Annotated in this window: 23 protein-coding genes; 17 read left to right on the top strand and 6 right to left on the bottom strand. The window is 56.4% G+C overall.

Annotation, left to right across the window (positions count from 1 at the left end; all coding sequences use genetic code 11):
• Window positions 1–4 precede the first annotated feature (4 nt).
• The 16 genes from IM303_RS12575 (at window position 5) to mutT (ending at window position 20,074) form a co-directional block, all read left to right on the top strand.
• A complete protein-coding gene (locus IM303_RS12575) occupies window positions 5–1,771 on the top strand; it encodes a peptidoglycan glycosyltransferase FtsI (RefSeq protein ID WP_193359995.1) in 1,767 nt (588 codons plus the stop codon).
• Complete coding sequence (gene murE / locus IM303_RS12580) at window positions 1,758–3,245, top strand: UDP-N-acetylmuramoyl-L-alanyl-D-glutamate--2,6-diaminopimelate ligase (protein WP_048960679.1); 1,488 nt, start codon at window positions 1,758–1,760, stop codon at window positions 3,243–3,245. Before IM303_RS12575 ends, murE begins: the two co-directional genes overlap by 14 nt.
• Complete coding sequence (murF, locus tag IM303_RS12585; RefSeq protein WP_049000499.1) at window positions 3,242–4,600, top strand: UDP-N-acetylmuramoyl-tripeptide--D-alanyl-D-alanine ligase; 1,359 nt, start codon at window positions 3,242–3,244, stop codon at window positions 4,598–4,600. Before murE ends, murF begins: the two co-directional genes overlap by 4 nt.
• Window positions 4,594–5,676, top strand: coding sequence for a phospho-N-acetylmuramoyl-pentapeptide-transferase (mraY, locus tag IM303_RS12590; RefSeq protein WP_008501985.1), 1,083 nt, complete (start codon window positions 4,594–4,596; stop codon window positions 5,674–5,676). Before murF ends, mraY begins: the two co-directional genes overlap by 7 nt.
• Window positions 5,677–5,678: 2 nt before the next feature.
• The gene (murD, locus tag IM303_RS12595; protein WP_049000501.1) at window positions 5,679–6,995 is read left to right on the top strand and encodes a UDP-N-acetylmuramoyl-L-alanine--D-glutamate ligase; all 1,317 of its coding nucleotides are present in this window, start codon (window positions 5,679–5,681) and stop codon (window positions 6,993–6,995) included.
• On the top strand, window positions 6,995–8,239 hold the full coding sequence (gene ftsW / locus IM303_RS12600; RefSeq protein WP_028015508.1) for a cell division protein FtsW: 1,245 nt from the start codon (window positions 6,995–6,997) through the stop codon (window positions 8,237–8,239). The genes murD and ftsW overlap by 1 nt, the downstream gene beginning before the upstream one ends.
• Window positions 8,236–9,300 carry an undecaprenyldiphospho-muramoylpentapeptide beta-N-acetylglucosaminyltransferase gene (gene murG / locus IM303_RS12605; protein ID WP_049000503.1) on the top strand — a complete coding sequence of 355 codons (1,065 nt, stop codon included), beginning with the start codon at window positions 8,236–8,238 and terminating at the stop codon, window positions 9,298–9,300. The genes ftsW and murG overlap by 4 nt, the downstream gene beginning before the upstream one ends.
• A gap of 56 nt (window positions 9,301–9,356) precedes the next feature.
• The gene (murC, locus tag IM303_RS12610) at window positions 9,357–10,832 is read left to right on the top strand and encodes a UDP-N-acetylmuramate--L-alanine ligase (RefSeq protein ID WP_028015510.1); all 1,476 of its coding nucleotides are present in this window, start codon (window positions 9,357–9,359) and stop codon (window positions 10,830–10,832) included.
• Entirely contained in the window at window positions 10,825–11,745 is a 921-nt protein-coding gene (locus IM303_RS12615) for a D-alanine--D-alanine ligase (RefSeq protein ID WP_041911244.1), read from the top strand. Before murC ends, IM303_RS12615 begins: the two co-directional genes overlap by 8 nt.
• A 1-nt stretch (window position 11,746) precedes the next feature.
• On the top strand, window positions 11,747–12,589 hold the full coding sequence (gene ftsQ, locus IM303_RS12620; RefSeq protein WP_045259458.1) for a cell division protein FtsQ: 843 nt from the start codon (window positions 11,747–11,749) through the stop codon (window positions 12,587–12,589).
• Window positions 12,586–13,842: a cell division protein FtsA gene (gene ftsA / locus IM303_RS12625; RefSeq protein WP_006173845.1), complete on the top strand. Its 1,257-nt coding sequence runs from the start codon at window positions 12,586–12,588 to the stop codon at window positions 13,840–13,842. Before ftsQ ends, ftsA begins: the two co-directional genes overlap by 4 nt.
• Before the next feature lie 63 nt (window positions 13,843–13,905).
• Window positions 13,906–15,057: a cell division protein FtsZ gene (gene ftsZ, locus IM303_RS12630; protein WP_008501978.1), complete on the top strand. Its 1,152-nt coding sequence runs from the start codon at window positions 13,906–13,908 to the stop codon at window positions 15,055–15,057.
• A gap of 101 nt (window positions 15,058–15,158) precedes the next feature.
• Window positions 15,159–16,076, top strand: coding sequence for a UDP-3-O-acyl-N-acetylglucosamine deacetylase (gene lpxC, locus IM303_RS12635; protein ID WP_006810110.1), 918 nt, complete (start codon window positions 15,159–15,161; stop codon window positions 16,074–16,076).
• A gap of 280 nt (window positions 16,077–16,356) precedes the next feature.
• On the top strand, window positions 16,357–16,860 hold the full coding sequence (secM, locus tag IM303_RS12640; RefSeq protein ID WP_049000578.1) for a secA translation cis-regulator SecM: 504 nt from the start codon (window positions 16,357–16,359) through the stop codon (window positions 16,858–16,860).
• 58 nt (window positions 16,861–16,918) lie between these two features.
• Window positions 16,919–19,624: a preprotein translocase subunit SecA gene (gene secA, locus IM303_RS12645; RefSeq protein ID WP_045259459.1), complete on the top strand. Its 2,706-nt coding sequence runs from the start codon at window positions 16,919–16,921 to the stop codon at window positions 19,622–19,624.
• Between the two features lie 57 nt (window positions 19,625–19,681).
• Window positions 19,682–20,074, top strand: a complete 393-nt coding sequence (gene mutT, locus IM303_RS12650; RefSeq protein ID WP_049000507.1) for an 8-oxo-dGTP diphosphatase MutT — start codon at window positions 19,682–19,684, stop codon at window positions 20,072–20,074.
• A gap of 34 nt (window positions 20,075–20,108) precedes the next feature.
• On the opposite strand, the gene yacG is transcribed toward mutT, so the two are convergent.
• The 3 genes from yacG to coaE are packed head-to-tail and all read right to left on the bottom strand — an operon-like array spanning window position 20,109 to window position 21,676.
• Window positions 20,109–20,303 carry a DNA gyrase inhibitor YacG gene (yacG, locus tag IM303_RS12655; protein WP_028015516.1) on the bottom strand — a complete coding sequence of 65 codons (195 nt, stop codon included), beginning with the start codon at window positions 20,301–20,303 and terminating at the stop codon, window positions 20,109–20,111.
• Window positions 20,304–20,312: 9 nt separating this feature from the next.
• Window positions 20,313–21,056, bottom strand: coding sequence for a cell division protein ZapD (zapD, locus tag IM303_RS12660; protein ID WP_028015517.1), 744 nt, complete (start codon window positions 21,054–21,056; stop codon window positions 20,313–20,315).
• Window positions 21,056–21,676, bottom strand: coding sequence for a dephospho-CoA kinase (gene coaE / locus IM303_RS12665; RefSeq protein ID WP_028015518.1), 621 nt, complete (start codon window positions 21,674–21,676; stop codon window positions 21,056–21,058). Before coaE ends, zapD begins: the two co-directional genes overlap by 1 nt.
• A gap of 228 nt (window positions 21,677–21,904) precedes the next feature.
• Here coaE and IM303_RS12670 point away from each other — a divergent pair, with 228 nt between their 5' ends.
• The gene (locus IM303_RS12670) at window positions 21,905–22,948 is read left to right on the top strand and encodes a GMP reductase (RefSeq protein ID WP_028015519.1); all 1,044 of its coding nucleotides are present in this window, start codon (window positions 21,905–21,907) and stop codon (window positions 22,946–22,948) included.
• A gap of 41 nt (window positions 22,949–22,989) precedes the next feature.
• Here the strand turns inward: IM303_RS12670 and hofC are convergent, their stop codons facing one another.
• The 3 genes from hofC to ppdD are packed head-to-tail and all read right to left on the bottom strand — an operon-like array spanning window position 22,990 to window position 25,994.
• Window positions 22,990–24,174, bottom strand: coding sequence for a protein transport protein HofC (gene hofC / locus IM303_RS12675; protein ID WP_193359996.1), 1,185 nt, complete (start codon window positions 24,172–24,174; stop codon window positions 22,990–22,992).
• The gene (gene gspE / locus IM303_RS12680) at window positions 24,164–25,546 is read right to left on the bottom strand and encodes a type II secretion system protein GspE (protein ID WP_049000510.1); all 1,383 of its coding nucleotides are present in this window, start codon (window positions 25,544–25,546) and stop codon (window positions 24,164–24,166) included. The genes hofC and gspE overlap by 11 nt, the downstream gene beginning before the upstream one ends.
• 10 nt (window positions 25,547–25,556) lie before the next feature.
• Window positions 25,557–25,994, bottom strand: a complete 438-nt coding sequence (gene ppdD, locus IM303_RS12685; RefSeq protein ID WP_028015522.1) for a prepilin peptidase-dependent pilin — start codon at window positions 25,992–25,994, stop codon at window positions 25,557–25,559.
• Window positions 25,995–26,163 lie beyond the last annotated feature (169 nt).

Consider the following 26,163-nt stretch of genomic DNA (forward strand, 5'->3'; position numbering starts at 1 on the left):
ACGCATGAAAGCAGCGGCAAAAACGCTTAAACCAAAACGTCAGGAAGAACAGGCCAACTTCATCAGTTGGCGTTTTGCGTTGCTTTGCGGCTGCATTTTACTGGCGCTGGGTTTCCTGCTGGGACGCGTGGCGTGGTTGCAAATCATCGCCCCTGACATGCTGGTACGCCAGGGAGATATGCGCTCCCTTCGCGTTCAGGAAGTGTCGACTTCTCGCGGAATGATCACTGACCGTTCAGGTCGCCCGCTGGCGGTGAGCGTGCCGGTGAAAGCGATTTGGGCCGACCCGAAAGAGCTGCACGACGCCGGTGGCATCACGCTTGATAACCGCTGGAAAGCGCTTTCAGATGCGCTCAAAATGCCGCTGGATCAGCTAGCCTCCCGCGTCAACGCGAACCCGAAAGGGCGTTTTATCTATCTGGCGCGCCAGGTTAACCCTGACATGGCGGACTACATTCGGAAACTGAAGCTGCCGGGCATTCATCTGCGCGAAGAATCCCGTCGTTACTATCCGTCCGGAGAAGTAACCGCTCACCTCATCGGCTTCACCAACGTCGACAGCCAGGGGATTGAAGGCGTTGAAAAAAGCTTCGATAAGTGGCTCACCGGCCAGCCTGGCGAGCGAATTGTGCGTAAGGACCGCTACGGGCGCGTCATTGAAGATATCTCCTCTACGGACAGCCAGGCGGCGCACAACCTGGCTCTGAGTATCGACGAGCGCCTGCAGGCGCTGGTCTACCGCGAGCTGAACAACGCCGTGGCGTTTAACAAGGCAGAATCCGGCAGCGCCGTGCTGGTGGATGTCAGCACCGGAGAAGTGCTGGCCATGGCCAACAGTCCTTCCTACAACCCGAACAACTTTACCGGCACCGCAAAAGATGCGATGCGTAACCGGGCGATTACCGACGTGTTCGAACCCGGCTCCACGGTGAAGTCGATGGTGGTGATGACGGCGCTTCAGCGCGGTATCGTCAATGAAAACACGGTCCTGAACACGATCCCTTACCGTATTAACGGCCACGAGATTAAAGACGTGGCGCGCTACAGCGAATTGACCCTGACCGGGGTGTTACAGAAGTCGAGTAACGTCGGTGTTTCAAAGCTGGCGTTAGCGATGCCGTCCTCAGCGTTAGTAGAGACTTACTCACGTTTTGGACTTGGAAAGGCGACCAATTTGGGGTTGGTCGGAGAACGCAGTGGCTTATATCCTCAAAAACAACGGTGGTCTGACATAGAGAGGGCCACCTTCTCTTTCGGCTACGGGCTAATGGTAACCCCGTTACAGTTAGCGCGAGTCTACGCAACGATTGGCAGCTACGGCGTCTATCGCCCGCTGTCCATCACCAAAGTTGATCCACCGGTTCCGGGCGAGCGTATCTTCCCGGAATCCATCGTTCGTACCGTTGTGCACATGATGGAAAGCGTGGCGCTGCCGGGCGGCGGCGGCGTGAAGGCGGCCATCAAAGGCTATCGCATCGCCATTAAAACCGGTACGGCGAAAAAGGTGGGGCCAGACGGCCGCTACATCAACAAATACATTGCCTATACCGCAGGCGTTGCGCCTGCTAGCAATCCGCGTTTTGCGCTGGTGGTCGTGATTAACGATCCACAGGCGGGTAAATACTACGGCGGCGCCGTTTCCGCGCCTGTGTTTGGCGCCATCATGGGCGGCGTGTTACGCACCATGAACGTTGAACCAGATGCGCTGGCGACGGGCGAAAAAAGTGAATTTGTAATTAATCAAGGCGAGGGTACAGGTGGCAGATCGTAATTTGCGCGACCTTCTTGCTCCGTGGGTGCCAAATGCACCGGAGCGAGCACTGCGAGAGATGGTACTGGACAGCCGCGTGGCTGCTTCTGGCGATCTTTTTGTGGCGGTGGTTGGTCATCAGGCGGACGGGCGTCGTTATATCCCGCAGGCGATTGCGCAAGGTGTGGCTGCCATTATTGCTGAGGCTAAAGACGAGGCAACCGACGGTGAGATCCGTGAAATGCACGGGGTGCCGGTTATCTATCTCAGCCAGTTGAATGAGCGTCTCTCTGCACTGGCGGGACGTTTTTATCACGAACCTTCCGACCAACTGCGTCTGGTTGGCGTGACGGGCACGAACGGAAAAACCACCACCACGCAGCTGATGGCGCAGTGGGCTCAGCTGCTGGGTGAAACCGGCGCGGTGATGGGTACCGTGGGTAACGGCCTGCTGGGCAAAGTGAGCCCGACGGAAAACACCACCGGTTCGGCGGTTGACGTACAGCACGTGCTTGCCGGTCTGGCAGGGCAAGGGGCAACCTTTGCCGCAATGGAAGTTTCTTCGCACGGCCTGGTACAGCACCGCGTCGCGGCACTGAAGTTTGCTGCTTCAGTGTTCACCAACCTGAGCCGCGATCACCTTGATTATCATGGTGATATGGAACACTACGAAGCCGCCAAATGGCTGCTGTTCTCTACTCACCATTACGGCCAGGCCATTATCAATGCCGACGACGAAGTGGGCCGCCGCTGGCTTGCGAAGCTGCCAGACGCGGTAGCGGTGTCGATGGAAGACCATATCAATCCGAACTGCCACGGCCGCTGGCTGAAGGCCGTAGACGTTAACTATCACGACAGTGGCGCGACGATCCGCTTTGCCTCTTCCTGGGGTGACGGTGAAATCGAAAGCCGCCTGATGGGGGCGTTCAACGTCAGCAACCTGCTGCTGGCGCTGGCAACGCTGCTGGCGCTGGGTTATCCGATGGCGGAACTGCTGAAAACGTCAGCGCGTCTCCAGCCGGTTTGTGGCCGTATGGAAGTGTTTAGCGCGCCGGGCAAACCGACCGTGGTTGTCGATTATGCCCACACGCCGGATGCGCTGGAAAAAGCGCTGGAAGCGGCACGCCTGCACTGCACCGGTAAACTCTGGTGCGTCTTCGGCTGCGGTGGCGATCGCGACAAAGGTAAACGTCCCCTGATGGGCGCCATTGCGGAGCAGTTCGCGGACATTCCTGTGGTCACCGATGACAATCCGCGTACCGAAGAGCCGCGCGCCATCATCAACGACATTCTGGCGGGTATGCTGGACGCCGGTCGCGCCCGTGTGGTGGAAGGCCGCGCGGAAGCCGTGACAAACACCATCATGCAGGCAAAAGAAAATGATGTCGTTCTGCTGGCCGGTAAAGGTCATGAAGACTATCAGATTGTTGGCAATCGTCGTCTGGACTACTCCGACCGCGTAACGGCAGCGCGTCTGCTGGGAGTCGTCGCATGATTAGCATCACCTTAAGCCAGGCCGCTGCGGTACTGCACGGAGAGCTGCTGGGCCAGGATCTGACCATTGACGCGGTCACCACCGACACCCGCAAAGTGACCGCGGGCTGTCTGTTTGTGGCGCTGAAAGGCGAACGTTTTGACGCGCATGATTTTGCCGGACAGGCCAAAGAAAACGGCGCTGGCGCGCTGCTGGTCAGCCGCAGGCTGGATATCGATTTGCCGCAGATTGTGGTGAACGATACGCGTCTCGCGTTCGGTGAACTGGCCGCCTGGGTTCGTCAGCAGGTGCCTGCTCGCGTTGTCGCGCTGACCGGGTCATCGGGCAAAACGTCAGTGAAAGAGATGACGGCGGCCATCCTCAGCCAGTGCGGTAATACGCTTTATACCGCAGGCAACCTCAATAATGACATCGGCGTGCCGATGACATTACTTCGCCTGACCAAAGAGCATGAATTTGCGGTGATCGAGTTAGGGGCAAACCACCAGGGCGAAATCGCCTGGACCGTGAGCCTGACTCGCCCGGAAGCGGCGCTGGTGAATAACCTCGCGGCAGCGCATCTGGAAGGTTTTGGCTCGCTGGAAGGCGTGGCAAAAGCGAAAGGCGAAATCTACACCGGTCTGCCTGCTGACGGCATTGTCATTCTCAATGCCGACAACAACGACTGGCTGAACTGGCAGAGCATCATTGGCTCGCGTAAAACTTGGCGCTTCTCGCCGAACGCGGCCAACAGTGACTTTACCGCGACCAATATCCATGTGACGTCGCACGGTACGGAATTCACGCTTGCTACCCCAACGGGTGACGTAGACGTGCTGTTACCGCTGCCGGGACGCCATAACATCGCCAATGCGCTGGCGGCAGCGGCCTTGTCGACGGCGGTGGGAGCGTCACACGAGGCGATTAAAACCGGGCTGGCGAATTTGAAAGCCGTGCCGGGACGCCTGTACCCGATCCCGCTTGCAGAAAACAAATTGCTGCTGGATGACTCCTACAACGCGAACGTCGGCTCAATGACGGCGGCGGTGCAGGTGCTATCTGAAATGCCGGGCTACCGCGTCATGGTGGTTGGCGACATGGCGGAGCTGGGCGATGAAAGTGAAGCCTGTCATACCCAGGTGGGTGAAGCGGCGAAAGCGGCGGGACTGGACTGCGTGCTGAGCGCAGGAAAACTGAGCCAGGCGATTAGCCATGCCAGCGGCGTTGGCGAACATTTTGCCGACAAAGCCGCGTTGATTGAGCGCCTTAAGGCATTAATTACAGAAAAACAAATTGTGACAGTGTTAGTGAAAGGTTCACGTAGTGCCGCCATGGAAGAGGTTGTGCACGCATTACAGGAGAACGGGACATGTTAGTTTGGCTGGCCGAACATTTGGTCAAATATTATTCAGGCTTTAACGTCTTTTCGTATCTGACGTTTCGCGCCATCGTCAGCCTGCTGACTGCGCTGTTCATCTCGTTGTGGATGGGCCCGCGCATGATTGCCCGTCTGCAAAAACTCTCTTTCGGCCAGGTCGTACGTAACGACGGTCCGGAGTCGCACTTCAGCAAGCGCGGTACGCCGACGATGGGCGGGATCATGATCCTGACCGCGATCGTCGTTTCCGTACTGCTGTGGGCCTATCCGTCTAACCCGTACGTCTGGTGCGTGCTGACCGTACTGGTGGGCTACGGCATTATCGGGTTTGTGGATGATTACCGTAAAGTCGTCCGCAAAGACACGAAGGGCCTGATTGCCCGCTGGAAGTATTTCTGGATGTCAGTGATTGCGCTGGGCGTCGCCTTCGCGCTGTATCTGGCAGGAAAAGATACGCCCGCCACCGAGCTGGTGGTGCCGTTCTTTAAAGACGTGATGCCGCAGCTGGGGCTGTTCTACATCCTGCTGGCCTACTTTGTAATTGTTGGTACCGGTAACGCCGTTAACCTGACCGATGGCCTGGATGGTCTGGCGATTATGCCAACCGTCTTCGTGGCGGCTGGTTTTGCGCTGGTGGCGTGGGCGACCGGTAACATGAACTTTGCGAACTACCTGCACATCCCTTATCTGCGTCACGCGGGTGAGCTGGTGATCGTCTGTACGGCGATAGTCGGCGCGGGGCTGGGCTTCCTCTGGTTCAACACTTATCCGGCGCAGGTCTTTATGGGTGACGTCGGTTCTCTGGCGCTGGGCGGCGCGCTCGGCATTATCGCCGTGCTGCTGCGTCAGGAGTTCCTGCTGGTGATCATGGGCGGCGTGTTTGTGGTTGAAACCCTGTCGGTGATTTTGCAGGTCGGCTCCTTCAAGCTGCGCGGTCAGCGTATCTTCCGTATGGCGCCGATCCACCACCACTATGAACTGAAAGGCTGGCCGGAGCCGCGCGTGATTGTGCGCTTCTGGATTATTTCGCTGATGCTGGTGCTGATTGGCCTGGCAACGCTGAAGGTACGTTAATCATGGCAGATTACCAGGGTAAAAAAGTCGTTATCATCGGGTTAGGCCTCACTGGCCTCTCCTGCGTGGACTTTTTCCTTGCGCGCGGCGTGACGCCGCGTGTGATGGATACGCGTGTCTCTCCGCCGGGTCTGGACAAACTGCCGGAACAGGTTGAACGTCACCTTGGTGGTCTGAATGATGACTGGCTGCTGGCAGCCGATCTGATTGTCGCCAGCCCGGGTATGGCGCTGGCGCACCCTTCACTGAGCGCAGCTGCGGATGCGGGCGTTGAGATTGTCGGCGATATCGAGCTGTTCTGCCGCGAAGCGCAGGCGCCGGTTATCGCGATCACCGGTTCTAACGGCAAAAGCACCGTCACTACCCTGGTGGGTGAAATGGCGAAAGCCGCAGGCATGAACGTAGGAGTAGGCGGCAATATCGGTCTGCCCGCGCTGATGCTGCTGGACAAAGGCTGCGAGCTGTACGTTCTGGAACTTTCCAGCTTCCAGCTTGAAACCACCTCCAGCCTGCATGCGGAGGCGGCAACGATCCTCAACGTGACGGAAGATCATATGGATCGGTACCCATTTGGTCTGCAGCAGTATCGCGCGGCCAAGCTGCGTGTTTACGAAAATGCCAAAGTTTGCGTGGTTAACGCCGACGACGCTCTGACCATGCCGGTGCGCGGCGCGGACGAGCGCTGCATCAGCTTTGGTATCACCATGGGTGATTATCATCTGAACCGCCAGCTGGGCGAAACCTGGCTGCGCGTGAAAGGTGAAAAAGTGCTGAACGTGAAGGAGATGAAGCTTTCCGGCCAGCACAACTATACCAATGCCCTGGCGGCGCTGGCGCTGGCAGATGCCGTAGGGCTGCCGCGCTCTTCCAGCCTGAAAGCGTTGACCACGTTTTCCGGCCTGGCACACCGTTTCCAGCTGGCGCTGGAGCATAACGGCGTGCGCTGGATTAACGACTCCAAAGCGACCAACGTGGGAAGCACGGAGGCCGCGCTGAACGGTCTGCACGTTGACGGCACCCTGCATCTTCTGTTGGGTGGCGACGGCAAATCTGCTGATTTCTCCTCCCTGAAACAGTACCTCACCGGCGATAACATCCGCCTGTACTGCTTTGGCCGTGACGGCAGCGAGTTGGCTGAACTACGCCCGGAGGTTGCTGAGCAAACTGAAACGATGGAACAGGCGATGCGCCTGATTGCCCCGCGCGTGCAGCCTGGCGACATGGTTCTGCTCTCCCCGGCGTGCGCCAGCCTCGATCAGTTTAAGAATTTCGAACAGCGTGGCGATGTCTTTACCCGCCTTGCGAAGGAGTTAGGCTGATGCGTTTATCTCTCCCTCGCCTGAAAATGCCGCGCCTGCCAGGATTTGGAATTCTGGTGTGGCTGTTTGCGGCGCTGAAAGGCTGGGTGATGGCTTCCCGGGATAAAGATTCCGATAGCCTGATTATGTACGACCGCACCCTGTTCTGGCTGACGCTGGGGCTGGCGGCGATCGGCTTTATCATGGTGACCTCAGCCTCCATGCCTGTCGGACAACGCCTGGCAAACGATCCCTTCCTGTTCGCCAAGCGTGACGGGCTGTACATCATTCTGGCGTTCTGCCTGGCGCTGGTAACGCTTCGTCTGCCGATGGCGTTCTGGCAGCGCCACAGTACCGCGATGCTGATCGCCTCCATTATCATGCTGCTGATCGTGCTGGTTGTCGGGAGCTCCGTTAACGGGGCATCACGCTGGATCGCCTTCGGCCCGCTGCGTATTCAGCCTGCGGAGTTCACCAAGCTTTCGTTATTCTGCTACCTGGCAAACTACCTGGTGCGAAAAGTCGATGAGGTGCGAAACAACCTTCGCGGCTTCTTAAAGCCGATGGGCGTCATTCTGGTGCTGGCGATCCTGCTGCTGGCGCAGCCTGACCTTGGGACCGTTGTCGTACTGTTTGTCACCACGCTGGCGATGCTGTTCCTGGCAGGGGCCAAGCTGTGGCAGTTCATCGCCATCATCGGGATGGGGATTTCAGCAGTGGTGCTGCTGATCCTCGCCGAGCCTTACCGTATCCGCCGCGTGACCTCGTTCTGGAACCCATGGGAAGATCCGTTCGGTAGCGGTTACCAGCTGACGCAGTCGCTGATGGCGTTTGGCCGCGGTGAAGTCTGGGGGCAAGGTCTGGGCAACTCGGTACAGAAACTGGAGTATTTACCGGAGGCGCACACCGACTTCATCTTCTCCATTATTGGGGAAGAACTGGGTTATATCGGTGTGGTATTAGCGCTTTTAATGGTATTCTTCGTCGCTTTCCGCGCCATGTCGATTGGCCGAAAAGCGCTGGAGATCGATCACCGCTTCTCAGGCTTCTTAGCCTGCTCAATTGGTATCTGGTTTAGCTTCCAGGCGCTGGTTAACGTCGGGGCCGCAGCGGGTATGCTGCCGACCAAAGGTCTGACGTTGCCACTGATCAGCTATGGTGGTTCGAGCCTGTTGATCATGTCGACGGCCATTATGTTTTTGTTACGCATAGATTATGAGACGCGTCTGGAGAAAGCCCAGGCGTTTACACGAGGTTCACGATGAATCAACCGAAGCGGTTAATGGTGATGGCAGGCGGTACCGGTGGACACGTGTTCCCGGGGCTGGCGGTTGCGCACCATTTAATGGAGCAGGGCTGGCAGGTACGCTGGCTGGGAACCGCAGACCGCATGGAAGCCGACCTGGTACCGAAGCACGGTATTGAGATCGACTTTATTCGTATTTCCGGCCTGCGAGGCAAAGGCCTCAAGGCCATGCTGCTGGCGCCGGTGCGTATTTTTAATGCCTGGCGTCAGGCGCGCACCATCATGAAGCGCTTTAAGCCCGATGTGGTGCTGGGTATGGGCGGCTATGTTTCTGGTCCCGGCGGGCTGGCCGCGTGGTCGTTAGGCATTCCCGTTGTTCTGCACGAGCAGAACGGTATTGCCGGTTTGACCAACAAGTGGCTGGCGAAAATCGCCACCAAAGTGATGCAGGCGTTTCCCGGCGCGTTTCCGAAAGCGGACGTGGTGGGTAACCCGGTGCGCGTCGACGTGTTGGCTCTGCCGCTGCCGGATGCCCGCCTGGCGGGACGTGAAGGCCCGGTTCGTGTTTTGGTCGTTGGTGGTTCTCAGGGTGCGCGCATTCTTAATCAGACAATGCCGCAGGTGGCGGCAAAGCTGGGTGATGCCGTGACTATCTGGCACCAAAGCGGTAAAGGCGCTCAGCAGACCGTTGAGCAGGCGTACGCTGATGAAGGCCAGCCGCAGCATAAAGTGACGGAATTTATTGACGATATGGCCGCAGCCTATGCCTGGGCCGATGTCGTGGTCTGCCGCTCTGGCGCGCTGACGGTGAGCGAAATCGCCGCCGCCGGCTTGCCAGCGCTGTTCGTGCCGTTCCAGCACAAAGACCGACAGCAGTACTGGAACGCGCTGCCGCTTGAGAAAGCCGGTGCGGCGAAAATTTTTGAGCAGCCACACTTTACCGCCGATGCGGTCGCCACCACCCTGGCGGGCTGGAACAGAGACGCACTGCTGGATATGGCACAGCGCGCGCGCGCTGCCGCTATCCCGGATGCGACAGAACGGGTGGCAAAAGAAGTGAGCCTGGCAGCCCAGGCTTAACCCTCGCAGCGCGTGTTGCGCTGCACGAATTTTAAGTAGTCGATGGCGTTTAGAGAATGAATACACAACAACTGGCAAAACTGCGTTCAATCGTGCCCGAGATGCGTCGCGTCCGGCACATTCACTTTGTTGGCATCGGTGGTGCTGGCATGGGCGGTATTGCCGAAGTGTTAGCTAACGAAGGTTATCAGATCAGCGGGTCTGACCTGGCGCCAAACCCTGTTACGCAGCAGCTGGCGTCGCTTGGGGCGACTATCTATTTCAACCATCGCCCGGAAAACGTGCGCGATGCAAGCGTGGTGGTGGTATCGAGCGCCATCTCCTCTGACAATCCGGAAATCGTTGCCGCGCACGAAGCGCGCATTCCGGTGATCCGCCGCGCAGAAATGCTGGCGGAACTGATGCGGTTCCGTCACGGCATTGCGATTGCCGGTACCCACGGTAAAACCACGACCACGGCGATGGTTTCCAGCATTTATGCGGAAGCGGGTCTCGATCCTACCTTTGTCAACGGCGGTCTGGTGAAAGCCGCAGGCGTCCATGCGCGTCTGGGCCACAGCCGTTATCTGATTGCGGAAGCGGATGAGAGCGACGCGTCGTTCCTGCACCTGCAGCCGATGGTGGCGATTGTCACCAATATCGAAGCTGACCATATGGATACCTACCAGGGCGACTTCGAAAACTTAAAGCAGACTTTCATCAATTTCCTGCACAACCTGCCGTTTTATGGCCGCGCGGTGATGTGCGTGGACGACCCGGTGATCCGCGAGCTGCTGCCGCGCGTCGGTCGTCAAATCACCACCTACGGCTTCAGCGAAGACGCTGACGTCCGCGTGGAAGAGTACAAACAGATTGGTGCGCAGGGGCATTTCACTCTGGCACGTCAGGACAAAGAGCTGCTGCACGTCACGCTAAATGCGCCAGGGCGCCATAACGCGCTCAACGCCGCAGCGGCAGTGGCTGTTGCGACGGAAGAAGGCATTGATGATGAGGCGATCCTGCGCGCGCTGGAAAGCTTCCAGGGGACGGGGCGTCGCTTCGACTTCCTCGGCGAGTTCCCGCTGGATGCGGTGAATGGTAAGCCAGGTACCGCGATGCTGGTGGACGACTACGGTCACCATCCGACGGAAGTGGACGCGACCATCAAAGCCGCACGCGCGGGCTGGCCGGAGAAGAATCTGGTGATGATCTTCCAGCCGCACCGCTTCACGCGTACCCGCGATCTGTATGACGATTTCGCCAGCGTGCTGTCACAGGTGGATACCCTGCTGATGCTGGATGTTTACGCCGCCGGCGAAACACCAATTCCAGGCGCAGACAGCCGTTCCCTGTGTCGTACCATCCGCGGGCGCGGTAAAGTTGACCCTATTCTGGTTTCTGACCCGGCACAGGTGGCGGAAATTCTGGCACCGGTCCTGACCGGTAACGATCTCATCCTGATTCAGGGTGCGGGAAATATCGGCAAGATCGCCCGTACCTTAGCTGAAATCAAACTGAAGCCGCAAACCCAGGAGGATGAGCATCATGGCTGATAAGATTGCAGTCCTCTCTGGCGGCAACTCCGCCGAGCGCGAGGTTTCTCTGAATTCCGGCGCTGCCGTGCTGGCGGGCCTGCGTGAAGGCGGCGTAAACGCACATATTGTCGATCCAAAAGAGGTCGACGTGACGCAATTAAAAGCGATGGGCTTCGATAAGGTCTTTATCGCGTTACATGGTCGTGGCGGTGAAGACGGAACCCTGCAAGGGCTTCTGGAGCTGATCGGCCTGCCTTACACCGGCAGCGGCGTGATGGCATCCGCCATCTCTATGGATAAACTGCGCAGTAAGTTACTCTGGCAGGGAGCGGGTTTACCCGTTGCGCCGTGGGTGGCGCTGACGCGCGGCGAATTTGAATTGGGCCTGTCGGACAGCGTTAATACACGCATTGCGGCACTGGGCTTACCGGTTATTGTAAAGCCGAGCAGGGAAGGGTCGAGCGTCGGGATGTCAAAGGTCGATAAAGCTGAAGATTTAACATCTGCTTTAGCGCTGGCATTTCAACATGATGAAGAAGTTCTGATTGAAAAATGGCTCAGCGGGCCGGAATTTACCGTCGCGATGCTTGGCGAAGAAATTTTACCGTCAATTCGCATCCAACCCGCCGGAGTCTTCTATGATTATGAGGCGAAGTATCTCTCTGATGAGACGCAATATTTCTGCCCTTGTGGTCTTGAAGCAGAGCGCGAAGCCGAATTACAGTCCCTGGTGCTTAAAGCCTGGAATGTTTTGGGCTGCAGCGGCTGGGGACGCATTGATGTGATGCAGGACAATGACGGGCAGTTTTATCTGCTGGAAGCCAATACCTCACCGGGAATGACCAGCCACAGCCTTGTGCCGATGGCGGCGCGTCAGGCGGGAATGAGCTTCTCGCAGTTAGTCGTACGTATTCTGGACCAGGCGGGCTGATATGTCTCAGGCTGCATTGAACACGCGCAACCGCGATGACGAAGAAGAATACACTTCTTCACGCCGGAGTAATGGAACGCGTCTTGCAGGGATAATTTTCCTGCTCGGGGTGCTGTGCACCGTGTTTATCAGCGGCTGGATGGTGCTGGGCTGGATGGAAGACGCACAGCGGTTGCCGCTGTCAAAGCTGGTGGTGACCGGCGAGCGTCACTACACGCGTAACGATGATATTCGCCAGTCTATTCTGGCGCTGGGATCGCCCGGCACCTTTATGACGCAGGACGTCAATATTATCCAGAGCCAGATTGAACGTCTGCCATGGATAAAACAGGCGAGTGTCAGAAAACAATGGCCTGATGAATTGAAGATTCATCTGGTTGAATATGTGCCCATTGCGCGTTGGAATGATCAGCACATGGTTGACGTAGATGGAAATTCCTTCAGCGTCCCGAGCGATCGTGTCAACAAGCAAAATTTACCGATGTTGTATGGCCCTGAAGGCAGCGAAAACGAAGTATTGCAGGGTTTTCGTGAAATGGGGCAGGTGCTGGCGAAGGACAGGTTTACGTTAAAAGATGCTGCGATGACGGCGCGCCGCTCCTGGCAGCTGACGTTGACGAACGGCATTAAGCTCAACCTGGGACGCGGCGACACAATGAAACGTCTTGCGCGTTTTGTAGAACTTTACCCGGTTTTACAACAGCAGGCGCAGGCGGACGGCAAACGGATAAGCTACGTTGATTTGCGCTATGACTCAGGCGCAGCAGTCGGTTGGGAGCCGGCTCCGGTCGAGGAACCTAATCAGCAACAGAATCAGGCACAGGTACAGGCAGAACAACAATGATCAAGGCGACGGACAGAAAACTGGTAGTTGGACTGGAGATTGGCACCGCGAAGGTTGCCGCTTTAGTAGGGGAAGTTCTGCCCGACGGTATGGTCAATATCATTGGCGTGGGCAGTTGCCCGTCCCGTGGTATGGATAAAGGTGGGGTAAACGACCTTGAGTCGGTGGTGAAATGCGTACAGCGCGCCATCGACCAGGCTGAATTAATGGCAGATTGCCAGATTTCTTCTGTCTATCTGGCCCTTTCTGGCAAGCACATTAGCTGCCAGAACGAAATCGGTATGGTGCCGATTTCTGAAGAAGAAGTGACGCAGGAAGACGTTGAAAACGTTGTGCATACGGCGAAGTCCGTGCGCGTTCGCGATGAGCATCGCGTGCTGCACGTGATCCCGCAGGAATATGCGATTGACTACCAGGAAGGGATCAAGAACCCGGTTGGTCTGTCTGGCGTGCGTATGCAGGCAAAAGTGCACCTGATCACATGTCACAACGATATGGCGAAGAACATCGTAAAAGCCGTTGAACGTTGTGGCCTGAAAGTTGACCAACTTATTTTCGCCGGTCTGGCGGCAAGTTATTCCGTGCTGACCGAAGACGAACGTGAACTGGGTGTCTGTGTGGTCGATATCGGTGGTGGTACAATGGACATGGCCGTGTATACCGGCGGTGCGCTGCGCCACACCAAAGTGATCCCTTACGCAGGGAACGTTGTGACCAGCGATATTGCTTACGCTTTTGGTACGCCACCGAGCGATGCAGAAGCGATTAAAGTACGCCACGGCTGTGCGCTGGGGTCTATCGTTGGTAAAGATGAGAGCGTTGAGGTGCCGAGCGTGGGCGGCCGTCCGCCGCGTAGCCTGCAGCGCCAGACGTTGGCAGAGGTAATTGAGCCGCGCTATACCGAGCTGCTCAACCTGGTCAACGAAGAGATTTTACAGCTTCAGGAACAGCTTCGTCAGCAGGGTGTTAAGCATCATCTTGCGGCGGGGATTGTATTAACCGGCGGTGCAGCGCAAATTGAAGGTCTTGCGGCCTGCGCTCAGCGCGTGTTCCATACGCAGGTGCGTATTGGTGCGCCGCTGAATATTACCGGTTTAACGGATTATGCTCAGGAGCCGTACTATTCAACGGCTGTGGGCCTGCTCCACTACGGGAAGGAATCTCATCTCAGTGGTGAAGCAGAAGTGGAAAAACGCGTCTCAGTGGGGTCGTGGGTCAAACGACTGAACAACTGGCTGCGAAAAGAGTTTTAATTTTTTAAAGAGACCGGAGAGAATTAGCGGTCTCGGGCGACAGGCACAACGGAGAGAGAAATTATGTTTGAACCTATGGAACTGACCAACGACGCGGTGATTAAAGTCATCGGCGTCGGTGGCGGCGGCGGTAACGCCGTAGAGCATATGGTGCGTGAACGCATTGAAGGTGTTGAATTCTTCGCAGTTAACACCGATGCGCAGGCACTGCGTAAAACGGCAGTTGGCCAGACTATCCAGATCGGCGGTGGCATCACCAAAGGGCTGGGCGCTGGGGCTAACCCGGAAGTCGGTCGCAACGCGGCTGAAGAAGATCGTGAAGCCCTGCGTGCTGCACTGGAAGGTGCGGACATGGTCTTCATCGCAGCAGGCATGGGCGGCGGTACCGGTACCGGTGCAGCACCTGTTGTCGCTGAAGTAGCTAAAGATTTAGGTATCCTGACCGTTGCTGTCGTGACCAAGCCTTTCAACTTCGAAGGCAAAAAGCGTATGGCCTTCGCGGAACAGGGTATCACCGAGCTGTCCAAGCATGTGGACTCGCTGATCACCATCCCGAACGACAAACTGCTGAAAGTTCTGGGTCGTGGTATCTCCCTGCTTGACGCCTTCGGCGCAGCAAACGACGTGCTGAAAGGCGCGGTCCAGGGTATCGCAGAACTGATTACCCGTCCTGGCCTGATGAACGTTGACTTTGCAGACGTTCGCACCGTGATGTCCGAAATGGGCTACGCGATGATGGGCTCTGGCGTGGCGAGCGGCGAAGACCGTGCGGAAGAAGCGGCTGAAATGGCTATCTCTTCTCCACTGCTGGAAGATATCGATCTGTCCGGTGCACGCGGCGTGCTGGTCAACATTACTGCTGGCTTTGACCTGCGTCTGGATGAGTTCGAAACCGTGGGTAATACCATCCGCGCGTTCGCTTCTGACAACGCGACCGTGGTAATCGGTACTTCCCTTGACCCGGAAATGAACGACGAGCTGCGTGTTACCGTTGTTGCGACCGGTATCGGTATGGACAAGCGTCCTGAGATCACCCTCGTGACCAACAAGCAGACTCAGCAACCGGTAATGGATCGTTACCAGCAGCACGGTATGTCTCCTCTGACTCAGGAGCAAAAACCGGCTGCGAAAGTGGTGAACGACCCAACGCCGCAAACGGCAAAAGAGCCAGATTATCTGGACATCCCGGCGTTCCTGCGTAAGCAAGCTGACTAAGAATTGGCTGGAATTTGGGGATTTGCGCTCTTTGTGCTAAACTGGCCCACCGTTAGTGATATACACTCTCGGTTGGATAGTTAATTTGGCGAGATTATACGATGATCAAACAAAGGACACTTAAACGTATCGTTCAGGCGACGGGTGTCGGTTTACATACCGGCAAGAAAGTCACACTGACGTTACGCCCTGCGCCGGCCAATACCGGGGTCATCTATCGTCGCACCGACTTGAATCCACCGGTAGATTTTCCGGCCGATGCCAAATCTGTGCGTGATACAATGCTCTGTACTTGTCTGGTGAATGAGCATGACGTGCGGATTTCTACCGTAGAGCACCTGAACGCCGCCCTGGCGGGTCTGGGTATCGACAACATTATTGTTGAAGTCGATGCGCCAGAAATCCCGATTATGGATGGTAGTGCTGCGCCGTTCGTTTATCTGTTGCTGGATGCCGGCATCGAAGAACTGAACTGTGCGAAGAAATTTGTTCGCATCAAAGAGACCGTTCGCGTCGAAGATGGCGACAAGTGGGCTGAATTCAAACCGTACAATGGTTTCTCGTTGGACTTTACCATCGACTTTAACCATCCGGCGATTGATTCCAGCACCCAGCGCTACGCGATGAACTTCTCTGCTGATGCGTTTATGCGCCAGATCAGCCGCGCACGTACGTTTGGCTTCATGCGTGATATCGAATATCTGCAGTCCCGCGGCCTGTGCCTGGGCGGCAGCTTCGATTGTGCCATCGTTGTTGACGATTATCGCGTACTGAACGAAGACGGCCTGCGTTTTGAAGATGAATTCGTTCGTCACAAAATGCTGGATGCGATCGGCGACCTGTTCATGTGTGGTCACAACATCATTGGTGCATTTACCGCGTTCAAATCCGGTCATGCACTGAACAACAAATTGTTGCAGGCCGTCCTGGCAAAACAGGAAGCCTGGGAATATGTGACCTTTGAAGACGAAGCGGAACTGCCGCTGGCGTTCAAAGCACCGACTATGGTCCTGGCGTAACGGTTAACGCCGTTTCGTAAGAAAAGCGACTGGTTCACCTGGTACTCTCTCCGACTAGGGAAGCCAGTCGTTTTTATTTCTGCCCTTCTTTGATTTGCCCCTCTATTCCCTGGCCATTGTCGTGTGCCGAATAACGGTGTGTTCGCTGCATTATTGACCGTTTTTACCTGCTGCAAGGTGTCATTCCTGCTGCTGCGTATTGGCTTTAGTGGTAATATCTGGGCGCTAAAAAAGAATAATTGAACTCAGCCTGCACTGGCGGGCGATTGTGGTGGAGCAAGTGAGCGGAATACTGACGCGCTGGCGACAATTTGGCAGACGTTACTTCTGGCCGCATCTCTTATTAGGGATGGTCGCGGCGAGTTTCGGCTTGCCTGCGCTCAGCAACAGTGCGGAAGCGGCGGCGCCAGCACGTTCCACGACAACTAAACACGATCTCTCGACGCGGGTTAACTTTACTAATCTCGCGTGGCTTGAAGCCAGCCGTCGTCCTAATTTCTCCGTTGATTACTGGCAGCAGCACGCCATCCGCACGGTTATTCGTCATCTGTCGTTCGCGATGGCGCCGCAGACGATGCCTGTTGCTGAAGAATCGCTGCCGGTTCAGGCTCAGCATCTTGCCCTGCTCGATACGCTTAATGCGCTTCTGACGCAGGATAACCAGCCGCCCGTGACCGTGAGTCAGACGGCGCAAACCTGGTTTGTTCCTCCTGTATCATTCTCTGTTTCAACCTGGATTAGCCAGGTTCACGGCATCCGTGCCGGGCCTCAATGCCTCAGCTAAATTAACCTTTTTCAATACCTTAATTTATCTGCCCGTCTGGGGCGTTTGAGAATTTATTATGCTAATCAAATTATTAACCAAAGTTTTTGGTAGTCGTAACGATCGTACCCTGCGCCGTATGCGCAAAGCTGTAAACATCATCAACGGTATGGAACCGGCGATGGAGAAGCTCTCTGATGATGAGCTGAAGGCGAAAACCGCGGAGTTCCGCGCACGCCTGGAAAAAGGCGAAACCTTAGAGAGCCTGATCCCGGAAGCATTCGCCGTGGTGCGTGAAGCGAGTAAACGTGTGTTCGGCATGCGTCACTTCGACGTTCAATTGCTGGGCGGTATGGTGCTTAACGAACGCTGCATCGCGGAAATGCGTACCGGTGAAGGTAAAACCCTGACCGCAACGCTGCCGGCTTACCTGAATGCACTGACCGGTAAGGGCGTTCACGTCGTTACCGTCAACGACTATCTGGCCCAGCGTGATGCCGAAAACAACCGTCCGCTGTTCGAATTCCTCGGCATGACCGTCGGCATCAACATGTCCGGACTGCCGGCACCCGCCAAGCGCGAAGCCTACAACGCGGACATCACCTACGGCACCAACAACGAATACGGCTTCGACTACCTGCGCGACAACATGGCGTTCAGCCCGGAAGAGCGCGTCCAGCGTAAGCTGCACTATGCGCTGGTGGATGAGGTTGACTCCATTCTGATCGATGAAGCGCGTACCCCGCTGATCATCTCCGGCCCGGCCGAAGACAGCTCTGACATGTACCGTAAAGTCGACAAAATCATTCCACACCTGCTGCGTCAGGAGAAAGAAGACTCCGATACCTTCCAGGGTGAAGGCCACTTCTCCGTAGATGAAAAAGCGCGCCAGGTGAACCTGACCGAACGCGGTCTGGTGAAAATCGAAGAGCTGCTGGTGGCTGAAGGCATTATGGAAGAAGGTGAGTCTCTGTACTCTCCGAGCAATATTATGCTGATGCATCACGTAACCGCCGCGCTGCGTGCCCACGCGTTGTTCACCCGCGACGTTGATTACATCGTGAAAGACGGTGAAGTCATCATTGTCGATGAACACACCGGCCGTACCATGCAGGGTCGTCGCTGGTCCGATGGCCTGCACCAGGCGGTGGAAGCGAAAGAAGGCGTGGACATTCAAAACGAAAACCAGACGCTGGCCTCAATCACCTTCCAGAACTACTTCCGTCTGTATGAGAAGCTGGCGGGGATGACCGGTACCGCAGATACCGAAGCGTTTGAATTCAGCTCCATCTACAAGCTGGATACCGTGGTTGTGCCAACCAACCGTCCGATGATCCGTAAGGATATGCCGGACCTGGTGTACATGACCGAAGCGGAAAAAATTCAGGCGATCATCGAAGATATTCGCGACCGTACTGCCAATGGTCAGCCGGTTCTGGTGGGGACCATCTCCATCGAGAAATCCGAGGTGGTTTCCAATGAGCTGACCAAAGCAGGCATCAAGCACAACGTTCTGAACGCCAAGTTCCACGCTAAAGAAGCGGACATTGTTGCTCAGGCGGGCTATCCGGCAGCCGTGACCATCGCCACCAACATGGCGGGTCGTGGTACCGATATTATGCTCGGCGGTAGCTGGCAGGCTGAAGTCGCAGAGCTGGAAAACCCAACGCCAGAGCAGATCGAGCAGATCAAAGCCGACTGGCAGGTGCGTCACGACGCGGTGCTGGCATCCGGTGGTCTGCACATCATCGGTACCGAGCGTCACGAATCTCGTCGTATCGACAACCAGCTGCGCGGCCGTGCGGGCCGTCAGGGTGATGCCGGTTCTTCCCGCTTCTACCTGTCTATGGAAGATGCGCTGATGCGTATTTTTGCCTCCGACCGCGTGTCCGGCATGATGCGTAAGCTGGGCATGAAGCCTGGTGAAGCCATTGAGCACCCATGGGTGACTAAAGCGATCGCTAACGCCCAGCGTAAAGTGGAAAGCCGCAACTTCGATATTCGTAAGCAGCTGCTGGAATATGATGACGTGGCCAACGATCAGCGTCGCGCGATCTACACCCAGCGTAACGAACTGCTGGACGTGTCCGACGTGAGCGAAACCATCAACAGCATCCGCGAAGATGTGTTCAAAGCCACCATCGACGCGCATATTCCACCGCAGTCTCTGGAAGAGATGTGGGACGTTGAAGGCCTGCAGGAACGTCTGAAAAACGACTTCGATCTCGATCTGCCAATCAAAGAGTGGCTGGATAAAGAGCCTGAGCTGCATGAAGAGACCCTGCGCGAACGTATCTTTGAAACCGCGCTGGAGGTTTATAAGCGTAAGGAAGAAGTGGTTGGCGCTGAGATGATGCGTCACTTCGAAAAAGGCGTGATGCTGCAGACGCTGGACTCCCTGTGGAAAGAGCACCTGGCGGCGATGGACTACCTGCGTCAGGGTATCCACCTGCGCGGCTATGCGCAGAAAGATCCGAAGCAGGAATACAAGCGTGAATCCTTCTCCATGTTTGCCTCTATGCTGGAGTCACTGAAGTACGAAGTGATCAGCACCCTGAGCAAGGTTCAGGTGCGCATGCCGGAAGAAGTGGAAGCGATGGAGCAGCAGCGCCGTGAAGAAGCTGAGCGTCTGGCGCAGATGCAGCAGCTGAGCCACCAGACTGACGAAAGCGAAGCCGCAGCAGCGATCGCCGCGCAGACCGGCGATCGTAAAGTCGGTCGTAACGATCCGTGCCCGTGTGGTTCCGGTAAAAAATACAAGGCGTGCCACGGCCGCCTGAGCTAAGAACATAACTAACTCAAAAGGCGCAGATATCTGCGCCTTTTTTATGGGAGTGACGCTATGAAAATACTGCAAATTGCCGTCGGGATTATTCGCAACCCGCAAAACCAAATCTTCATCACCCAGCGCGCTGCTGACGCCCATATGGCGAACAAGTGGGAGTTTCCTGGCGGGAAAATCGAATCAGGAGAAACACCGGAAGAGGCGCTGGTGCGTGAGCTGCAGGAAGAGGTGGGGATTACCCCGCTTGGCGCCACGCTGTTCGATAAGCTGGAGTATCAGTTTCCCGACAGGCACATCACGCTGTGGTTCTGGCTGGTGGAAAGCTGGGAAGGTGAACCCTGGGGAAAAGAGGGACAGCCGGGTAACTGGGTGGAACTTCAGATCAGTGATGCCGACAAATTCCCGCCAGCCAATGAGCCTGTGATCCGCCGCTTAGCGACAAACATGTAGGCCTGCCGAACGAATCGCCAGCAGGCTTTGAACGTTACTGCTGGCTTTCGCTCCAGTCATCGCTATCCGAGAGGTCGCCTTCGCTCGGAATTCGTTTCTCTTCCGCCGCCCATTCGCCCAGATCAATGAGCTGACAGCGCTTGCAGCAGAACGGGCGAAACGGACTCACTTCTCCCCAGACGACAGTTTTCCCACAGGTTGGGCAGTTTACGGTGGTGACGTCAGACATTGGCACTCCTTAACAACAGGCCAGTTCAAAATCGAGGCGTTCCGGCACGGTGCCATTTTCACTGTCCAGCGGCATAAAGCGGATCGCGAAACGGCTTTTATGCCCGGAAATTTGCGGATAAAGCTGCTCGCCAAGCGACAAATTTAGACGCAGAAGATCGGCGTCGTCGCCGTTGTCCTGATAAAAACCGTTGAGACTGGTTTGCTTGCGGAACGGGGCAGAGTTACGCACAAGATCGAGGATCAGCGATAGCGTCTGATTCATCGGCTCCAGGCTACCCAGCCAGCTGTTTACCTGGCGATCGCGCTGTTCCTGCGGCATATGCAGCCACATATGCAGCGTTGGCAGATCAAAGCTACAGCAACCGCCCGGTATGCTCAGGCGCTGGCGCACCAGCGCTATCAAACGGTCTTCTCGTAAATATTGCCCAACGCGCGGCGCGGCCATCAGCGTCGTGCTGCTGTTTTTCAACTGCTGGCGTAAGGCGTCAATTCGACTTTGATCCACGCCCGGTACTTCGGCCCAGGCCTGTAATTTACGCTGCTGGCGCTCCAGCTCTTTCAACAGCTCCGTGCGGACATCGCCACGTTCAATCACATCCAGCAGATCGCCTACGTTGCGAAAGAAGTGCAACGCCGTGGCATGATCGTTAACAGGCAGATGTTGTGAAAGCTGTTGGATGAGAAATTCAATGCGCAGCCAGGTACGCATTTTTTCATTAAGCGGGTGCTCAAAAAGGATGTGAGTCGACATTATGGTTTTTCCTGTGCAACGGCCTGCGCGGCGAAGGTTAGATACTGCTCGTGCAGGCGGGCAACATCCGATGCAATGGCATCTGGTGCGCCGTTATTATCAATAACATCATCCGCAACGGCAAGGCGCTGAGCGCGAGTGGCCTGAGCGGCAAGAATTTGTTCAGCATGTTCACGCGAGACGTGGTCGCGCGTCATGGTTCGCTGGATTTGCGTCTCGGGTGTGACATCAATCACCAATACCCGATTGGCTTTCTTATGCAGCTGATTTTCTACCAGGAGCGGAACCACCCACAGGACATAGGGCGAGCGGGCTGCGGCTATCTGACGCTGAGTTTCCTGGTGGATAATGGGGTGGAGCAGGGCATTAAGCCAGGCTTTTTCCGCAGAATCGGAAAAAATATATTCGCGAAGCTGACGGCGGTTCAGTGTGCCATCGGCATTGATGATTGCCTGACCGAAATGGTCGGCGATGGCCTTTAGCGCGGGTGTATTGGGCTCTACCACCTGACGGGCAATAATATCAGCATCAATAATCGCGATGCCGAGACGAGAAAACGCGTCCGCAACGGTACTTTTGCCACTACCGATGCCGCCGGTTACTGCGACGATATACCCCATTAAATCAAATCCTGGGAATTATTCATTATGGAAATCAGTTGCTTAAAAAACAAACGCGCGACAGTAATTGTTTGATTCTCTTTACCGGCTTTTTACCAGGTAAATTTATAGGATTGTAGCGTAAAAAAAGAGAATTTCGCAGTCTTGCGGAGCAGGTATTAGTGCGTATGATAGCGTCACTGGAGTTGTGCTTTTAACATATTTGCCTCTAACCCCAGGAATCCGCACATGCGTATCGAAGAAGATCTGAAGTTAGGTTTCAAAGACGTTCTTATCCGCCCTAAACGCTCTACACTGAAAAGTCGCTCAGACGTTGAACTCGAACGTCAATTCACCTTTAAGCATTCCGGTCAGACGTGGTCTGGCGTGCCAATCATTGCTGCCAACATGGATACAGTCGGTACCTTTGAGATGGCAACGGCGCTGGCTCAGTTCGATATTCTTACTGCAGTCCACAAGCACTACACTCCTGAAGAGTGGAATGCGTTTGTTGCGTCCGCCTCTGCTGACGTGGTGAAGCACGTGATGGTTTCCACCGGTACTTCCGATGCCGATTTCGAGAAAACCAAACAGATCCTGAATGCTAACCCGGCGCTTAGCTTCGTTTGTATTGATGTGGCGAACGGTTACTCCGAGCACTTCGTGCAGTTCGTCAGCAAGGCGCGCGAAGCCTGGCCGACCAAAACCATCATCGCGGGTAACGTGGTGACCGGTGAAATGTGTGAAGAGCTGATCCTTTCCGGTGCCGACATCGTGAAAGTGGGCATTGGCCCGGGCTCCGTATGCACCACGCGCGTGAAGACCGGAGTTGGTTATCCGCAGCTTTCCGCGGTCATTGAATGTGCCGACGCGGCGCACGGCCTGGGCGGCCAGATCATCAGCGACGGCGGTTGCACCATGCCGGGCGATGTCGCAAAGGCCTTTGGCGGCGGCGCGGACTTCGTGATGCTCGGCGGTATGCTGGCAGGCCACGAAGAGAGCGGCGGCACCGTGGTGGAAGAGAACGGCGAGAAATTCATGCTGTTCTACGGTATGAGCTCTGAATCCGCGATGACCCGCCACGTCGGTGGCGTGGCAAAATACCGTGCGGCAGAAGGCAAAACCGTGAAGCTGCCTCTGCGCGGCCCGGTTGAAAACACCGCGCGCGACATCCTGGGCGGCCTGCGCTCAGCCTGTACCTACGTGGGTGCATCCCGCCTGAAAGAGCTGACGAAACGCACAACGTTTATTCGCGTTCAGGAGCAGGAAAACCGCGTTTTCAATAGCCTGTAATGGCTTTCGCTGGCGCATGCTCGTGCGCCAGCGCTACTGCACTACCCCGCGCTCATCGCATCACCCAGATGGAAAATCGGCAGATACATTGCCACCACCAGCGTGCCGATGATAACCCCCGTAACAACCAGGAGCAGTGGCTCCAGAAGCGCCGCCAGGTTGTCTGCCCGTTGAAAGGTCTGTTCCGTGTGATGGCGAGCAAGGTTTGCCAGCATGACGTCCAGCGAACCTGACATCTCGCCGGTTCGTAAAAGCTGAATACAGAGCGGGGTAAACATTGCCGCCTTCTGAAAGGACGACCAGACGGGGAGACCTTTTTCAATGTTCTCGCGTATGCTGCGGAGTATTCCCTGCCAGTACCGGCTTTCAACAGTCTCTTCTGCACTTTCAAGCCCCTGTAAGAATGCAATGCCCGCCTGCTGCGTGAGCGACAGCACGGTGAAGATCTGCCCCAGTTTTTGCCCTTTCGCCAGCGCGCCCATTACGGGAAAACTCAGCAGAATACGCTGCCAGCGAGGATGGTGTCGCAGAGGCCAGGCTGCGGTTACGGGAACAAGCAGCATCGCGAACAGCGCAAGGGCATATGACTGCATAAACGCGGCTATCCCCATAACAATTCGCGTCAGCGCCGGAAGCGGGGTATTAAAGGTTTTGTAGATCGCGGCAAATTCGGGCAAAACCAGGGTGACCATTGCTAGCACGACGAGCACGGCCAGCGTCAGGACGATCGCCGGGTAGCGCAGCGCTTTTTTCACCTTCGCGCTGAGCTGCTGCTGCGCTTTTTGCTGCTCTGCAAGCTCTCGGCAGCACGCTTCAAGCTTCCCCGTTAGCTCTCCGGTTTTCACCATTGAGATATGCAGTGGGCTAAAGACCGCTGGCCACCCTTTGAGCGCCTCAGAAAAAGGACAGCCTTCACTGAGTTCATCGGCAACGTTTTGCAGTAGCCCCCGCCACGGTTCTACTGGATGCTGGTCTGCCAGCATTTGCAGACTATGCGCGAGCGTCAGCCCGGCCTGCAGGAGCGTTGCGAGCTGACGAAACATCTCGTAGCAGTGATGTGGACGCCAGCGGTGCCTTTGAGCGCATCGGGTCAGGGCCAGAGGATGGAGGTCGTTACGCATCAGCCTGGTGAAGGCTGCGTTGCGGTCGGTGGCCCAGAGTACCCCGTGTCGGGGGGCTCCTTCAGCGGAGATTGCTCGCCAGCGCCAGAGTTGATTAGCAGCCATCGGGCATACCCAGAACACGCACTAACTCTTCAAGCGTGGTCATCCCTTGTTCAACGGCCATGCAGCCGTGTTCAAACAGCGAGATGAGTCCAGCCTGTCGGGCGCTGGCTTCAATCACCTCGGTGCCTGCCCCGCTGGCAATAGCCTGGCGCAGGGGATTATCGATCGCAAGTACTTCAAAAATGGCCACGCGCCCGTAAAAACCGTGATAACAACGATCGCAGCCTGCAGGCTGCCAGCGAGGAAGTTGCCGCGGCCAAACCGAGCGCGGCAGGTCCGTATGCTCCCCTGTTTTCTGTCGGCAGTGCGGGCAAAGGCGCCGAACCAGCCGCTGGGCAATTACCATCGAGAGCGCGGAAGAGATCATCCAGCGCGCCACGCCCATCTGCTCCAGACGAATGAGGGTTTCCGTCGTCGAGTTGGTGTGCAGCGTCGACAATACCAGATGCCCGGTCTGCGCGGCTTTAATGGCAATTTCTGCCGTTTCACCATCGCGAATTTCCCCGACCATAATGATGTCCGGATCCTGACGGAGCAGCGCTCTCAGTACGCTCTGGAATGTTAAGCCCGCGCGGGGGTTAACCTGCGTCTGATTTAACCCCGCAAGCGGGATCTCGATGGGATCCTCCACGCTGCAGATGTTGACCTCAGGGGTGTTACGCGACTGCAACGCGCTGTACAGCGTCACGGTTTTGCCGCTGCCCGTCGGGCCGGTGACCAGAATTAGCCCCTGAGGCTGGTGGAGTACCTCATTAAAACAGGTCAGCTGTTTAGCGCTCATGCCAAGCGCGTTCGGCTCCAGCGCCTGCTGAACCTGATGTAGCAAACGCAGCACAATTTTCTCACCGCCGTTGCAGGGAAGCGTGGCGATACGAAACGAGACCGGCTCGTTTGTCAGCTCAATCGTAAACTGACCGTCCTGAGGTAAGCGCCGTTCCGCAATATCCAGATTACCCAGCACTTTTAACCGGGCGCTGAGCATCGTCGCCAGCGCGGCGGAAAGGGGAGGCTGCGGATAAAGTACCCCGTCGATACGTAAGCGGATCTGGCACGCGTGCTCCATTGGTTCGATATGGATGTCAGACGCGCGCTGGTTTACTGCCTGCTGCAGCGTCTGGTTGAGGATATCCACCGCAGAGTGGGGTTGCGAAACGACGGGCAGATGCGATTGCGCTGTTAACTGCCGGTGCTTTTCCATGCGTTCAGCGCTCCAGCATTCGATATCAATCCGCTTCTGGGTCGCGAAGCGCAGGGCCTCCATCAGTTCAGGCGCGGGGGTTCCCACGACGGCGATGCTAATCATGTCGCTGTCGCTGGTGAGCAGCAGGGCATGGTGGCGAAGACAAAGCGCCACGAGTTGATCGGTGTTCATTATCCGCTCCTTAGTTAGTGTCGAAGCGGAAGACGTCTTCGCAGGCCTGCTTAAGCGCGCTGTCAGCACTGATATTGCAGTCACGCGTCCAGCCCGTCATACCGTTGCCGTTGCTCCACTGCGGCGTCATGGTTACCGTCAGCCCGTTCAGGCTCTCCTGGCCTGTTAAGGTCACGACCCCTTTTGCCACGCTCATTCCTGAAACGTAACGCGTCGTGGCAGGAGAGGGAATACCGTTACTGCCGGCATCGCAGCTCTCCACGCCGCCGCGATCGAGCGCGCAAAGCTCAATGGCAGTGCGATAGGGAACGAAAGTTTGCAGCATATCGGTGAGGGCTGCTTTACGCAGGTAGTTCTGATAGGCGGGAACGCCGATGGCGCTCAGAATCGCAATGATGCCAATGACCACCATCAGCTCAATGAGTGTGAATCCTTGTTGTCTGTCCATATCTGCTCCTTATGCAAAGTGGCGCTACTTTGTCAGCGGGACAGGGCAGAAACGAGGGGCAAAAAAGATAACGAGAAAGGAGCTTCAGAGAATTCATTCCGTGTTGCAGAGAAGGACAATGGATTTGCGAGCGAGGCTGAAATTCCCCTCTCCGGGCAGAGAGGGGAGC

The sequence above is a fragment of the Enterobacter cloacae complex sp. P38RS genome (genome assembly GCF_014930775.1).
GTDB lineage: Bacteria > Pseudomonadota > Gammaproteobacteria > Enterobacterales > Enterobacteriaceae > Enterobacter > Enterobacter bugandensis.